This window comes from Marinobacter sp. M1C, from assembly GCF_023314135.1.
Classification (GTDB): domain Bacteria; phylum Pseudomonadota; class Gammaproteobacteria; order Pseudomonadales; family Oleiphilaceae; genus Marinobacter.
Genome location: NZ_CP092289.1, coordinates 2385393 through 2399998 on the forward strand (window position 1 = coordinate 2385393; position 14606 = coordinate 2399998).

Annotated in this window: 15 protein-coding genes; 6 read left to right on the forward strand and 9 right to left on the reverse strand. The window is 53.3% G+C overall.

Annotation, left to right across the window (positions count from 1 at the left end; genetic code table 11):
• Positions 1-54: 54 nt before the first annotated feature.
• Both MIH19_RS11270 and MIH19_RS11275 read right to left on the reverse strand, forming a co-directional pair.
• Entirely contained in the window at positions 55-993 is a 939-nt protein-coding gene (locus MIH19_RS11270; protein WP_249004975.1) for an FAD-binding protein, read from the reverse strand.
• Positions 993-1742 carry an electron transfer flavoprotein subunit beta/FixA family protein gene (locus MIH19_RS11275; RefSeq protein WP_249004976.1) on the reverse strand — a complete coding sequence of 250 codons (750 nt, stop codon included), beginning with the start codon at positions 1740-1742 and terminating at the stop codon, positions 993-995. The genes MIH19_RS11270 and MIH19_RS11275 overlap by 1 nt, the downstream gene beginning before the upstream one ends.
• 373 nt (positions 1743-2115) lie before the next feature.
• On the opposite strand from MIH19_RS11275, the gene MIH19_RS11280 reads away from it, so the two are divergent.
• Positions 2116-3768, forward strand: a complete 1653-nt coding sequence (locus MIH19_RS11280) for an electron transfer flavoprotein-ubiquinone oxidoreductase (protein ID WP_249004977.1) — start codon at positions 2116-2118, stop codon at positions 3766-3768.
• 60 nt (positions 3769-3828) lie between these two features.
• On the opposite strand, the gene MIH19_RS11285 is transcribed toward MIH19_RS11280, so the two are convergent.
• The 6 genes from MIH19_RS11285 to MIH19_RS11310 form a co-directional block, all read right to left on the reverse strand.
• Entirely contained in the window at positions 3829-4290 is a 462-nt protein-coding gene (locus MIH19_RS11285) for a peptidylprolyl isomerase (protein WP_249004978.1), read from the reverse strand.
• Positions 4291-4396: 106 nt separating this feature from the next.
• The gene (locus tag MIH19_RS11290) at positions 4397-4960 is read right to left on the reverse strand and encodes a DUF1285 domain-containing protein (protein ID WP_249004979.1); all 564 of its coding nucleotides are present in this window, start codon (positions 4958-4960) and stop codon (positions 4397-4399) included.
• A 34-nt stretch (positions 4961-4994) separates the two neighbouring features.
• The gene (gene sixA, locus MIH19_RS11295) at positions 4995-5444 is read right to left on the reverse strand and encodes a phosphohistidine phosphatase SixA (RefSeq protein WP_249004980.1); all 450 of its coding nucleotides are present in this window, start codon (positions 5442-5444) and stop codon (positions 4995-4997) included.
• A 74-nt stretch (positions 5445-5518) separates the two neighbouring features.
• Positions 5519-6595 carry an NAD(P)H-dependent glycerol-3-phosphate dehydrogenase gene (locus tag MIH19_RS11300; protein ID WP_249004981.1) on the reverse strand — a complete coding sequence of 359 codons (1077 nt, stop codon included), beginning with the start codon at positions 6593-6595 and terminating at the stop codon, positions 5519-5521.
• Between the two features lie 40 nt (positions 6596-6635).
• Positions 6636-7127: an STAS domain-containing protein gene (locus MIH19_RS11305; protein ID WP_249004982.1), complete on the reverse strand. Its 492-nt coding sequence runs from the start codon at positions 7125-7127 to the stop codon at positions 6636-6638.
• An 18-nt stretch (positions 7128-7145) separates the two neighbouring features.
• Positions 7146-8351, reverse strand: a complete 1206-nt coding sequence (locus tag MIH19_RS11310; RefSeq protein ID WP_249004983.1) for a SpoIIE family protein phosphatase — start codon at positions 8349-8351, stop codon at positions 7146-7148.
• Between the two features lie 170 nt (positions 8352-8521).
• On the opposite strand from MIH19_RS11310, the gene MIH19_RS11315 reads away from it, so the two are divergent.
• Positions 8522-9994 carry a phosphohydrolase gene (locus tag MIH19_RS11315; RefSeq protein WP_249004984.1) on the forward strand — a complete coding sequence of 491 codons (1473 nt, stop codon included), beginning with the start codon at positions 8522-8524 and terminating at the stop codon, positions 9992-9994.
• On the opposite strand, the gene MIH19_RS11320 is transcribed toward MIH19_RS11315, so the two are convergent.
• Positions 9969-11045: an FAD-dependent oxidoreductase gene (locus MIH19_RS11320; RefSeq protein WP_249004985.1), complete on the reverse strand. Its 1077-nt coding sequence runs from the start codon at positions 11043-11045 to the stop codon at positions 9969-9971. The genes MIH19_RS11315 and MIH19_RS11320 overlap by 26 nt on opposite strands.
• A 40-nt stretch (positions 11046-11085) precedes the next feature.
• Here MIH19_RS11320 and MIH19_RS11325 point away from each other — a divergent pair, with 40 nt between their 5' ends.
• The 4 genes from MIH19_RS11325 to MIH19_RS11340 are packed head-to-tail and all read left to right on the forward strand — an operon-like array spanning position 11086 to position 14596.
• On the forward strand, positions 11086-12042 hold the full coding sequence (locus tag MIH19_RS11325) for an acyl-CoA desaturase (protein WP_249004986.1): 957 nt from the start codon (positions 11086-11088) through the stop codon (positions 12040-12042).
• Positions 12039-12506: a nuclear transport factor 2 family protein gene (locus MIH19_RS11330; protein ID WP_249004987.1), complete on the forward strand. Its 468-nt coding sequence runs from the start codon at positions 12039-12041 to the stop codon at positions 12504-12506. Before MIH19_RS11325 ends, MIH19_RS11330 begins: the two co-directional genes overlap by 4 nt.
• Positions 12503-13297: an SDR family NAD(P)-dependent oxidoreductase gene (locus MIH19_RS11335; protein ID WP_249004988.1), complete on the forward strand. Its 795-nt coding sequence runs from the start codon at positions 12503-12505 to the stop codon at positions 13295-13297. Before MIH19_RS11330 ends, MIH19_RS11335 begins: the two co-directional genes overlap by 4 nt.
• A gap of 33 nt (positions 13298-13330) precedes the next feature.
• Positions 13331-14596: an FAD-dependent oxidoreductase gene (locus MIH19_RS11340; RefSeq protein ID WP_249004989.1), complete on the forward strand. Its 1266-nt coding sequence runs from the start codon at positions 13331-13333 to the stop codon at positions 14594-14596.
• The last annotated feature ends 10 nt before the right edge of the window (positions 14597-14606 follow it).

The following is a 14606-nucleotide window of genomic DNA, read 5'->3' on the forward strand; positions in this document are numbered from 1 at the left end:
TTCATAAAAAAAGGCACCAGAGAAGGTGCCTTTTTCAATAGAACCAGAAGCTTATTACGCCTTCTTAAGTTCTTCTTCAAGTTGCGGTATCGCTTCAAACAGATCCGCAACCAAGCCGTAGTCGGCTACCTGGAAGATAGGCGCTTCTTCGTCCTTGTTGATCGCGACGATCACTTTGGAGTCAGACATACCCGCCAGATGCTGAATAGCACCGGAGATACCAACGGCAATGTACAACTGGGGTGCAACGATTTTGCCGGTTTGACCGACCTGCATGTCGTTGGGCACGAAGCCGGCGTCAACAGCGGCTCGGGATGCACCAACAGCGGCACCCATCAAGTCGGCGATCTGCTCCAGCATTTTGAAGTTTTCGCCGTTCTGCATGCCGCGGCCACCAGAGACGACAATCCCGGCGCTGGCAAGATCAGGGCGGTCCGATTTCGCTTTTTGCTCACTGACAAACGTGGACAAACCTGCATCTTTTACCACGTCCAGCTGTTCCACCGATGCGGAGCCACCTTCTGCTGCTACCGGGTCGAAGCCGGTTGGGCGCACGGTGATTACCTTAACGCTATCGCTGGATTTTATAGTGGCGATGGCGTTACCCGCATAAATCGGGCGAACAAAGGTGTCTGGGGCTTCAACTCGAATGATGTCAGAAATCTGGGCCACATCCAGCAATGCCGCTACGCGGGGCATGGTGTCTTTGCCCGTGCTGCCGGCCGCTGCCAGGATGTGGGTGTAACCCTCGGCCAGCTCAACAATCAACTGGCTCAGGTTTTCACCCAAAAAATGGCCATAAACCGCGTTATCAGCAACCATCACCTTATTAACGCCGTCAGCTTTTGCTGCGGCTTCCGCAATGGCGCCCACGTTTTCACCAGCGACCAACACATCGATGTTGCCACCGATAACCTTGGCGGCTGCAATAACACTCAGGGTCGCCTGCTTCAGGCTGCTGTTGTCATGTTCAGCAATTACAAGGATGCTCATCAGATCACCTTCGCTTCATTCTTCAATTTGTTAACCAGCTCTGCCACGTCTGCCACTTTGATACCTGCCTGGCGTGAAGCCGGGGCTTCCACGTTGACAGTTGTCAGGCGCGGAGTGACATCAACACCCAGATCGGCCGGGCTGATGGACTCTAGAGGCTTTTTCTTCGCTTTCATAATGTTAGGCAACGACGCGTAACGCGGTTCGTTCAAACGCAAGTCCGTGGTAACAACCGCGGGCAACGTCAGTGAAACGGTCATCATGCCGCCATCTACTTCACGAGTTACGTTTACTTTGTCACCGTCGATCACAACTTCAGACGCGAATGTGCCTAGGCTCATACCTGCCAGCGCGGCCAACATCTGGCCAGTTTGGTTGTTGTCTGAGTCGATAGCCTGCTTGCCCAGAATAACCAGATTGGGTTGCTCTTTATCGACCACAGCTTTCAACAGCTTGGCAACCTGCAAAGACTGAATCTCTGCGTCTGTTTCAATGTGAATGCCACGGTCTGCGCCCAATGCCAGAGCGGTGCGAATCTGTTCCTGACAGGCCTTGGGGCCAATAGAAACCACCACAATTTCGCTCACAACGCCCTTTTCTTTCAGCCGAACCGCTTCTTCAACAGCGATTTCGCAGAATGGGTTCATTGCCATTTTTACGTTAGCGAGATCAACGCCGGAGTTGTCCGGCTTTACGCGCACTTTTACGTTGTAGTCAACTACTCGTTTTACAGCGACCAGAACCTTCATAGATTCCTCGTTCTTCTACGATGTGTTTAAAGACGTATCAGCAAATTCAATCGGAGTATCTGCTGCGGGAGTGCACCAATACTGCCGATAAAGCGAAAGCGGGTCAATACAAATGGCGCCGTTTAGGTCATGCCGGTACAGCCGTAGCGGCTTGAGAACAGGGAGAAAATCCCCACACATCAATTAAAACAAACGTTTGTTTGGCATGTCAGGAAGAAGCAAGAAGAGTTACTATGGTTACAAAGCTAGCTTAACTTTAGCCGTAGACAGTCGTCTGCAGCGTTTTTTACACGTATAATTGCGCACAGATTTTGACGGGTCCGGTTCAGCCGTGGCTGTCCAACATTTAAAAAATATGGTTGAGGAGACTAACGTGGAACGCGAATCGATGGAGTTTGATGTTCTGATCGTCGGTGGTGGTCCTGCCGGCCTTTCAGCAGCCTGTCGCATGATGCAGCTTGCCCGGGATGCAAGCCAGGAACTAACGGTTTGTGTGGTGGAAAAAGGCTCCGAAATTGGCGCCCATATCTTGGCCGGTACCGTTTTTGAGCCAACCGCTTTGAACGAGCTGTTTCCAAATTGGAAAGAGCTGGGCGCACCGTTGAATACTCCGGTCACCCGTGATGATATTTTCCTGCTGAAAGATCAGGAAAAGGCGACCAAAATACCCAATGCTTTTGTGCCAAAGAACATGCACAACCACGGCAACTACATTATCAGCCTGGGTAATTTCTGCCGCTGGCTGGGTGAGCGTGCCGAAGAGCTCGGTGTCGAGGTCTATCCCGGTTTCGCAGCGTCGGAAACGATTGTGGAAGACGGCCAGGTCAAAGGCATTATTACCGGCGATATGGGCGTAGCCCGTGATGGCAGCCATAAAGATAGCTACATGCCCGGCATGGAACTGCGCGCCAAATACACTCTGTTCACAGAAGGTAGCCGCGGCCACCTGGGCAAGCGCCTGATCAACGAATTCAAGCTGGACGCGGGTAAAGACCCTCAGCATTACGGCCTGGGTATTAAAGAGTTGTGGGACGTTGACCCAGCCAAACACGAACCGGGTCTGGTTGTGCACACCACGGGCTGGCCGCTGAGCGAAAGTAACTCGACCGGTGGCTCGTTCCTGTATCACCTTGAAGGTGGACAGGTATATGTAGGCCTGATTACCGATTTGAGCTATAGCAATCCACACCTAAGCCCGTTTGATGAAATGCAACGGCTCAAGCACCATCCGGAAATCAAAAAACATCTGGAAGGCGGCAAACGCGTGTCTTACGGCGCCCGTGCCATTACCAAGGGTGGCTTTAACTGCTTGCCGAAAATGAGTTTCCCGGGCGGACTGCTGCTGGGCTGTAACGCCGGCACTCTGACCTTCTCCAAGATTAAGGGCACCCACACTGCCATGAAATCTGGAATGATGGGTGCAGAAGCAGTATTTGAAGCGCTGAATGCGGGTAAAACTGGCGAAGAGATCACCAGCTTTGAAGACCGTTTCAAAGACAGCTGGTTATACAGAGAACTGTACAAAGACCGCAACTTTGGGCCCAGCATTCACAAGTTTGGCCCAATCATTGGTGGTGGTCTGGCTTATTTGGAACAGAATATTCTGGGCCGCAGCCTGCCTTTCACGTTGCACGACACTGTGGCCGATCACAATACGATGAAACCGGCTGCTGACTGCAAGTCGATCAGCTATCCGAAACCGGACAATCGACTAACCTTCGACAAACTGACGTCGGTGTTTATCTCTAACACCAACCATGAAGAAGACCAGCCGGTTCACCTGCAGCTGAAAGATCCAAGCATTCCGATAGAGCACAACCTGCCGATGTACAACGAAGCGGCTCAGCGGTACTGCCCCGCCGGTGTATATGAGGTGGTTGAAGCGGAAGATGGCAGCGGCAAACGCTTCCAGATTAACGCGCAGAACTGCGTGCACTGCAAAACTTGCGACATTAAAGACCCTTCCCAGAATATTACCTGGGTAACGCCAGAAGGCGGCGGCGGTCCAAACTACCCCAACATGTAATAGTAACAGGCAAAAAAAAGGCTCCCGAGGGAGCCTTTTTTACGAGCAGTCCACAGTCATTTAATGAGCGTGCCCGTGTTCCTGTTCTTCGTCTGTTGCGTCGCGAACTTCAACAACTTCAACATCAAAGTGCAGGGTCTCGCCAGCCAGAGGATGGTTCGCGTCAATAGTAACGGTCTCGTCACCTACTTCAATAACGCGCACCACTTGGGGGCCGTTCGGCGTCTCCGCCTGGAACTGCATACCCGGTTCGATGGACTCTACGCCTTCGAACGCGCTGAGAGGAACCGGCTGAACCAGCTCGTCGTTCTTTTCGCCATACGCTTCAGCAGGAGCCACTGAAACTTTCATGGCTTCACCGGCGACTTTTTCATTCAGTGCGCTTTCCAGCCCAACGACGATGTTCTGTGCGCCTTCCAGGTAAGACAGCGGCTCCCGACCTTCTACGCGGGAGGAATCCAGTTCTTCTCCCTGGTCATTGGTGAGCGTGTAATGGATGGATACAACGCGGGGTTGTGCCATGTGATCTCCTTGCGTGTCTAAAATGACTGTATTGAATTCGTGTATACCCAGCTTAACAACGACTAAACCGCGATATTCATTATTTTTTGGGGCGCAGACAGAGTTTTCAACCGTTGCCGGTCAATTTATAGAAATTTCCTTCGCTGAGCACGCCAACCACGGTTTCGCCGCCTATTAAACGCTCAACGGCCAAATCCGCCAATTCGTAGTAAGCTGCCGTTACCAATCGTGCCTGCACACCATGGCGTACCGTTATTAGTGGCCGGGGTTCACCAGTACCAGGGTAAGTGTCCATCTGCAGCGGGTGGTCGGCGCCAATATTGAGATTTTCTCCCACATTGGTGGTTAGCGTTATCACCTGTTGTTCGCCCTGCCCGCTTACCGTTAGTGAGTGCGCCAGTAGCGGTGTGTCTTCCACTTGAATTCGCCATTTCTCAACCGGTGAAACCAGGTAGTACTCGCCGTCATCTTCTAGCCGCAATATGGTGGAAAACAGCTTCACCAGCGCCTCGCGCCCAATAATATTGCCTTTAAACCACCAATCGCCGGCGCGATCTATGCGCATCTCCATATCGCCAGAGAGCGGCGGATGCCAGTCTTGCAGTGGCGGTAAACCTTTGGCAGGAACAGACTTTGCAAGCTGCTCCAGGTCTGTCGACTGTTTGCTCATAGACGCCTCCCTTAATGGATAGCTACGGTGAAGGTCAGGGAAAAAACTGGTTTTTCAAGTCAGCGCAGCCGGGGCCGACGATGGGCATGCTCAGCAGCACGGCTTGGGCCGTCATGAACGCCGCGCCGCGCCGGTGGCCGTCTGTCAGCAGGCTGGTAAGCACGCCGACCAGTGGCATGTGCGATACCAGCAACAAAGGTGAGGCCGTACTGGCCAATAACGCGTCCAGACAGCGGGCCGGATCGTCGTCTGGCGTAATGAACAGTTTTTCTTTAACCGGACAGTTCAATCTTTCGGCCACTATCGCAGCGGTTTGACGGGCACGAACCAGGGGGCTGCACCAGATAAGCTCAGGGCGGCTATCACTTTCCGCCAGCTGGGCGGCCACTCGGGCAACCTGTTGCCGACCCACGTCGGTAAGCTCGCGCTGATCATCTTGTGCGTGCCGGCCTGCTTCGCCGTGGCGCATTATAAAAAGCTTCATCAATAACCTCTAAGCGTATGATTAACTTGAAAAACAAGTCGCGATAGAATCGCTATGCAACCGCTATGAAATCGTTATTGAACAATGGTACGCGGCAGAATGAACTCCACGTCGGAGTTCTGCGCGGCTGTCATCAAACCGTTGATAACCGCTTTTACAGACGCATTGCCGTATAAAATGTCGTGTAAGCCCCGCACCAGCGGCATTTGAATACCCATGGCCTCGGATTTGTCGCGCACCAGTTTCAAGGTGTAAATACCCTCTGCAACCTGCCCCAGCTCTGCCGCAGCTTCATCAAGCAGCTTACCTTTGCCAATCGCGTAACCAATACGGAAATTCCGGCTTTTGGCCGATGTACAAGTAACAATCAAATCACCAACGCCGGCCAACCCCAAGAAGGTCATAGGATTCGCCCCCAAACTGACCGCAAAGCGGCTCATTTCCGCCATGCCCCGTGTAATCAGCATGGCTTTGGCATTTTCGCCCATCCCCAGAGCCGAGCCCAACCCTGCAACGATGGCATAAATGTTTTTCAATGCACCCGCCAGTTCCACGCCGTACATATCCACGTTGGCGTAAACCCGAAAATACTCACAGCCCAGCAAGTTTTGAACGCTGGTGCGCACCTCCGGGTCTTCTGACGCAATGACGGTGGCGGTCAGATCGCGATTTACAATCTCCGCTGCCAAATTGGGGCCGCTGAGCACACCAATACGGCATTGAGGAATTTCCTCCTGCAGTATCTCGCTCATTAGCTTGAAACCTTGCGTTTCAATACCTTTGGTCAGGCTAACGACTATCTGGCCGTCGCGAAAACAGTTTGCGTGCTGGTGAATTACGTCACGGAAGGCTTTTGATGGAATGGCAACAAAGACAATTTCAGCGTTGGCAACGGCGCCAGGCAAATCTGTGGTGGGCTCTATATCACCGGCCAGCATAATGCCGGGCATGTAGCGCTCATTCTGACCGGTTTCACGGATGCTGTCGGCTTGAGCTTGGCCACGCATCCAAAAGTGCACGCGATGACCATTTTCAGCCAGCACCTTGACCATAGCCGTGCCAAAACTGCCGCCGCCGAGCACGGCCACATCATGGCGGGCGGGTACATTGGAAGCGTTACCTTGCGCGGGCGCTGCTGTATTTTCGGGCATAGTGTCTTCACTTTTCAGGAATAGTCATTCCGTTTTTCGCTCAGCCGGTTTCTTCGCATTCCAGGGCGTGAACCAGATTTTTGAATTCTTCCCGATTCCGGCTGTTCATACCCATCAGTATTTTGTGGGCTTCCAGCACTTTGTCGCGAACCTGTTGCTCACTGGCTTTCAGCTCCGGAATTTCTTCCAGGCGCTCCATGCTGGAGACCGGCTCGCTGACAATAATAAAAATACTGTCGAAACCCATCGAACCGATGATGCGTGTGATATCCGGGTGGGTAGAAATCAGGCTGGGCGTGCAGCCGCTCTGTTTTTTGGCCGCCAGTGCTATTTTTGCCAAGAGCCCCAGGGTGGTGCTATCAATGACTTCAGTTTCAGACAGGTCGATAACCACGGTTCTGAAATTGGGATCCTGAGTGATGGATTCAACCAGGTTGTCCAGCGTCGAGCACAGATTCAGGCGTATTTCACCAACAAACTTTAAGACATAAATGCCTTTTTCTTCCGCTTGCAGAATTTTATAACCAACCATTTTCCATACTGCCACTGTTTAGGACGACGGGCTTTCTGAATCGTGTAAGGCGTCAGTGACCGACACCATAGCGATATCGTCGGGCAATTCCGTCATCTCATCGAGATTCAAGGCCTCGCTCAAAGAGGCGATAGTGTGACTACCTCCTGATACGAGTTCAAGTAGTGTTCGCTCCTTTTCATCCAGCTTTTTAGCCGGTATGACCTCCAGAATGCCGTCTGAAAACATCAGCAACCGGAACGGCGCCGTCAACGGCAACTGAAACACTTGCCATTCCGGCTCTTCAAACAACCCGACTGGTGGCCCGCTGCCTTTCAAAAACTCTGCAGGCTGATCGTCAAACGCGATAATAGGCATTGGCAAATGAGCGCCTACCGTGTAGCTCAAGATTCGTTTTTTCACGTCAATGATGCCCATGAAAATAGTAACGTGCTTGCCCAAACCGGTGTCTAGGAGTTCTGAATTTATACGTTGTAAAAAGAGTTCAGGATGCATGATTTCATCATTAAACCCCCGCCTTAAGTCACGCCGCAGCCTGCTGGTCAGATTTTTCAGTAATACCGTAACAAACGCAGAGCTGGCGCCGTGGCCAGACACATCCGCGATGTACACCATGACTTTGTCATCGTTTAACTTGAAATAGTCCAGAAAATCGCCGCTCAGAAACAATGATGGCTTGATCAGGTGATCAATAACCACGCCGTTCACCTTCATGTTGTGCTCTGGCAGCATTTTCATCTGCACTTTACGGCCGGCCCGGTGATCCGCGCTAAGCTCAGACATGCCCGATCGCAGTTCCCGGTTGGCGTCTTCCAGTTCTTGACGGTATAGCTGATTCAAGCGGTTGATCCGCGCTCGCTCAAGCAGCTTTGAAATCACATCGTCCAGAGCATTACGGTCTAAAATGCAGGGTTTTAGCAGAAAATCTGAGGCACCGGCTCGCATGAGCGCTACAACGTCAGCACCTGTGGCCTGTTCTGCACAAGCCACAATCGGTATAAAATGTTCGCTGTCGTCAAGCCGGTTTGCCACTTTCTGAATGGCGTCTGGCGGCAAATCCGCAAATATAATGTCTGGTGCTTGCCCCTCGTAAAGCGCACTGGCCGCTGACGGGTCTGCATACCCCAGCGCGTAAAAGCCGCGAACTTCCAGGTAACGGGACAGTTCAGCACGCGCATTTGCGTCGGAATCAATGATCAGAATGCGCTGAGTACGCGAAATCATAGCAGCTGCCCTAAACGACTGACGAGAAGCGGAAAACAGAGAGGACAAGGCTTATTCTGGCACTCCTCTGTGATATAACAACCAGTATAAAACCGGTACGAGATCATTACAAAACCATTACGAAACTATTACGTAACCAAGAGTATCATCAATTTTAGGGAAAGCCGATCATGAGGCGCGCCGTAAACGACTTGCTCGGAGCCTACGACAAACTGATTATGGACCCGGTTCACGGGGCCATCCCCCTGTACCGCCATGAAATACAGGTTATAGACCACCCGCTGTTCCAGCGCCTGCGCAATATCTGCCAGAACGACATTCTCAGCTTGGTGTTTCCCGGCGCCACCCACTCGCGATTTTTGCACAGCATCGGCGTGATGCACGTGGGCACACGCATGTTTCGTGCGATGATCGACGCCTATCTGCGCGAGCGCCAACTCAGTGAACAAAACGACCTGACCCTAAGCCAACTTGACGCTATCGACTTCCTGGCCAAGACCATTCGCTTGGGCTGCCTACTTCACGACAGCGGCCACTCCAGTTTTTCTCACCAGTTCACCCAGGCCCGGCACATTCGCGAACTGATGTCGCGGCCCGGAAGATTTGAGGATTTGTGGGCCGATGTGGACTTTACCCAGTACCACCCGCAGCCACCGGAGGAACTGGAGCACGAGCATTATTCTGTGCGCGTGGCCCACGATGTGCTGTGGGCTACAGATCTGGCCGCCGCCGGGCTGAACGCGGCCGACGTTATCGGCATTATGGAAACCACAGAGGTAAAGCCAAGCCCCACTTTCTGCAAGCACGCAGTGACTTTCTGGGAATTTATCGCCGGGGCCGATGCTCACGGCGGCGCGATTGTGGAAGACGATATTCCGGGGATGGTCATGAACCTGCTGTCGTCTATCGTATCCGGCGAAATCGATGCTGACAGGGCCGATTACATGCTGCGAGACGGTTTTCACTCGTCTGTCACCATCGGCGGCTTCAATCTGGACCATCTGTTGAGCAACCTGCGCTTTGGCTGGAACCCTCACGAGCCCTGGCTGGGACTGGCCATCACCCAGAAAGGCCTGGGCGCGCTGGAGGATTTCGTTTACAGCCGTTATCAGATGTACCGCAAGGTGTATGCCCACAAAACAGCGCTGGGTTTTGACTGGCTGCTGCGCGAGGCCATCAACGAAGTATTGGATGACGAAGAAAGTTTCCACTGGATTGATACGTGCCTGAGCAATATGCAGTGGTTTGCAGAGCTAACGGACAACTTCTTTTGGGAAGCGTTTCGTAAAGTGGCGCGGCGCCAGCCGGAAAGCTTTTCATTCTGCATCGTGAACCGGGTAAAGCTGCAACATCTGGATACCCGGGAAGATTTGAACCCAGACGCCATCGCCCAGCACAGTCACTGGCTGGCCGGGCAGTTGGCGCTAAACCCGGCCAATGTGGTGACCTGTTCGATGTATGCACGTTTTTCCAACATTCAGGACAATTTCAACGGCATAAAAGTGCTTATGCGCAACCCCGTCAACCGACGCCGGTCACTGCAGAAAATCACCGACGTAAGCGCTTTTTTCAGTAAGTTTGGCGATGGCATCATCACCCATTTTTACACACGGCCGTTTACGCCTGCTCCGATCCACCAATAGCGTTCACAAGGCCTACGGCGCTGTTATAGGCGCCTTCAATACGCCCCCCTGACAGCCAATCGCCGGCCAACCCCAATTGCTCGCTGGCGAACCAGAGGTGGCCTGGCTGAGGTTCACCACCGGCATCCGAACGGGCATACAGCCAGCGGTGGGTTAAGGTTTCAAGCGCCGGCTCAGCGTTGCCACTCAGCTCGGTAAAGGCCGCCATTAACGCGTCTACCACTTGTTGGGGGGCGTCATCCACGTGGGCATTTGTCCATTCAGGCGTTGCGTGCAGCACCCACCAATGGCCCGCAGCAGGTTCATCAGATACGTTCTCGCGACCCGGCTTGCTGGTGTTATCCGCTACCCAGAACAGGGGTGAATTAGCGACCCGGGCACCCTGGAAGCGCGGCCAGGGATTAGTGCTGAACTTCACGGCTACCGCCCAACACGGCAAAACCTGTGATACCGCCGTGTTCAGTTCCGGGGCAAGTTGCGCCGCGCTGCTGTCCGCCAGCAGCTCACGGGCCTGGGCCGGCGGAGCGGTGATGATAACTTGGTCAAATGCACCGAGATTCTGGCCATCAACGTCCTGCAAATGCCATTTCTTAACCCGTGAGTCACGGTTTAGCCGTGCTACCCGGGTGTGCGCCTTAACATTCAAGCCTTTGGATAAACCCCGGCTAATGGCGGTCATTCTGGGCGCCCCAACGTAACGCGGCTCGGCGGGAAATTCTGACCAGTCACCGTTATCCTGCTGATAGCCAAGCTGCCCTTGCCAGGGAACAACGGTTTGCTCGCCGGCATGCTGGCGTAGAAACGGCAGAAAATTCGGATTCCGCACTGTAAAATACTGGCCGCCCATGTCCACAGATGTTCCGGCAACCCGTTTTGCAGATAGTCGGCCACCGGGGCCTCGGCTTTTCTCGAACAGGGTCACATTGTGACCTTGAGCCTGTAGCAAAACGCCTGCGGTCAACCCCGCCACGCCTGAACCAACAATGGCAACAGAGCGTATAGTGTCGTTAACAGCGCTTACGGTTCCGTCAGAAGAGTTGTTCTGGTACATAGTGTTGCAGCTTCCATCAGTAATTAAAGGCTTAAAGGGTATGACCCCAGTTCGACATTGGTTCTTAAATATCGTTCGATGGTTTGATTCCGACGCAGGCGCGGACAACCTCGACAGTGATTCACGGGCGTTCAACCTGATTCGGGTTATACCATTTATTGCCCTGCATCTGGCATGCCTGCTGGTATATTTTACCGGCACCAGCACGTTTGCTGTGATGTTCGCGCTGGCATTTTTCTGGCTGCGAATGTTTGCGATTACCGGGTTTTATCACCGCTACTTCGCCCACAAAACGTTCAAAACAAGTAGAAAAGCCCAATTTGTTTTTGGGGTACTGGGTGCCAGTTCGGCACAGCGTGGGCCCCTTTGGTGGGCGGCACATCACCGCCATCATCACCAGCATTCAGACCAGGAGAAAGACTTGCACTCGCCCCACCAAGGCGGTTTTTGGTGGGCCCATGCGGGGTGGTTTACGTGTGACGCCGGTTTTGCGATGAACGAACGCAAAGTACGGGATTGGTTGAAATTCCCCGAGTTGCTTTTTATCAATCGGTTTGACGCTCTGGTGCCGGCTATCGCAGCGCTGATTATTTACGGCATTGGTGAAGGTTTGGCAGCTTGGGCGCCCGGGCTGGGAACGAATGGCCTTCAGTTGTTGGTTTGGGGCTTCTTCATTTCTACGATGGTGTTGTTTCACGCCACGGTATCTATCAACTCACTCTCTCATGTGTGGGGCAAGCGGCGTTTTGAAACCGGCGACGACAGCCGCAACAACTTTTGGCTGGCCTTGCTTACTTTAGGTGAGGGTTGGCACAACAACCACCATCGCTGGCCGCAGTCTGTACGCCAGGGTTTTCGCTGGTACGAAATTGACATTACCTGGTATGGCCTGTGGTTAATGGCCCGATTGGGCATTATCTGGGATTTGAACCCAATTCCGAAAAACGTTCAGGAAGAAACCCGCAAGTTAGATTCCATCAAGAGGATGCAGTCATGACCATCGCGTCAACAGTCGAGGTCGGCTCACAACATGCGGCCACGCCTCACGTTATTAATCGCTTTCGAGAGCTGTTTAACACATTAGACAAAGGCAACCTGAATAAGCTCGCCGGAGTTTATGGTGAACATATCCACTTCAAAGATCCTCTGGGCGAAGTCAATGGCCTGGATGAGCTGACTCGCTATTTTGCGGGCTCGTACCAGAACGTCATCGCCTGTCACTTTGCATTTGACCAAGAAGCCGTTGACGAAGGCACCGTTACCCTGCCCTGGACTATGTACCTGCGCCACAAGCGCATCAATGGGGGCAAAGAAATTCAAGTAGAAGGCATTAGCCACTTGCACATTGAGGGTGGCAAAGTGAATTATCATCGCGATTACTTTGATGCCGGCCAGATGCTCTATGAAAATTTGCCACTGCTGGGCGGTATTATTCGCAAAATCAAGGAGCACGCCGGATGAAAAACGTGCTTCAAAAAAGCAGTAATATCTGGCTGACAGGCGCAAGCTCCGGCATTGGTGAGGCGCTCACCCGTGCGCTTGTGGCTGACGGCCACAAGCTGGTGCTTACCGGCCGCCGCCCGGAGCCACTGCAAAGCCTGCAACAATTGGCTTCAGACCGCATCAGCGTTGCCGCCGCCGACACCACCAGTAGCGATGATCTGGTTACAATTGCGCCGATTTTAGAAAGCCACGGTCCGCTAAACATGGCTATTTTGAACGCAGGTACCTGTGACTACGTCGACATTGCCAACTACAGCAGCGACGTTATTGGTAACAACATCATAACGAACGTGATGGGAACCGCCCGCAGCCTGGACATCGCATTGCCTGCGCTGCGCCGGGCTCGAGCCAAAGGCGAGTCGGCAACTCTGGTCATCGTGAGTTCGTCAGCCTGGTGGCTGCCGTTCACGCGGGCAGAAGGCTATGGTGCTTCTAAGGCGGCCCTCAGCTATTTGGGCCATTGCCTGCGAGCCGATTTGGCACCAGAAGGCATTGATGTCGTCGTCGTATCGCCCGGCTTTGTGAAAACGCCCCTGACCGACCTCAACGATTTCCCCATGCCCTTTATTGTGACCGCCGAACAAGCCGCAGAGCGCATTGTCAGCGGTTTGAAGAAAGGCCATCGCGATATTGCCTTCCCCAAACGGTTCACTTGGGCAATGAAGGTTTTGGGCGCAATGCCACAACCGGTTATTGACCGAATGGCGGCCGCCATGGCGCGGCAATCAGCCGCTAAAGCGTCCAAATAATCTGACATAATCTTGGCATAAGGCGAATATTTAATGAGTTTTCAGCGTCAGCGAATTGCTGTCATTGGTGCCGGTGTGTCCGGCCTCACAGCAGCCTGGCTGCTGGCAGAACACCACGACATCGAAGTTTTCGAGGCAGCGGATTACGCCGGAGGTCACACCAATACCGAGCGAGTCTCCTTGGGAGGTCGTTTCTGGCCGGTAAACACCGGATTTATTGTATACAACGACTGGACCTACCCGAACTTCATCAAACTGATGGATCGGTTAGGCGTTGCGTCAGAAGTTAGCAACATGAGTTTCAGTGTCGACAGCCGCCGCACGGGCCTGCAATACAACGGCACGAACCTCAACACCCTGTTTGCCCAGCGCCGCAACCTGCTAAACCCTCGATTCCTCAAAATGATTCGCGAAATCTTGCGCTTCAACAAGGAAACCCAGCAGCAGTTGGCCGATCAAAGCATCGACGACAGCGAAACCCTGGGTAGCTACCTGGACCGTAACGGCTACTCGGCATACTTCCGACATTTCTACATCGTGCCTATGGGGTCCGCCATTTGGTCGGCGCCCGAAGTGGTACTTGAGCAGTTCCCGATACGTTTCTTTCTGCAATTTTTCAGTAATCACGGCATGTTGTCGGTTGATGACAGGCCAACCTGGCGAGTGATAACCGGCGGTTCTGCGCAATACGTGGGCAAAATGATGGAACGCCTGGACGGCCGCCTGCGATTGAGTACCCCGGTGCAACGAGTGGAACGTGACGCAGACGGGGTTACCGTGGTGTGTACGGGCGACGAGCAACGTTTTGACCAGGTTGTATTTGCTTGCCACAGCGACCAGGCGTTGGCCATGCTGGCACAGCCCACCGAATCTGAACAACAGATCCTTGGCGCCATCGCGTACCAGAATAACGATGTGGTGTTGCACACTGACGCCAGTGTGCTGCCGTCAAATCGCCGGGCGTGGGCGGCGTGGAATTACCTGATTCCTGCAAGCAGTCACGAGCCGGTTTCGGTAACCTACAACATGAATGTTCTACAGAATTTCCACAGCGCGGAAGAGACTTTTTGCGTCACCTTGAACCGTAGCCACGACATAGCGCCCGACAAGGTTATCAAAAAGTTCGAATACGCCCACCCGGTGTTCACTCTGGAGGCTGTTGCGGCGCAAAAACGCTACAATGATATTGGCAATCAAAACCGTAGCCACTTTTGCGGCGCCTACTGGTTTAATGGCTTCCACGAAGACGGCGTAAACAGCGCGTTGCGGGTAACCCGTGCCTTTGGTGTGGAGCTCTGACCATGAGTAA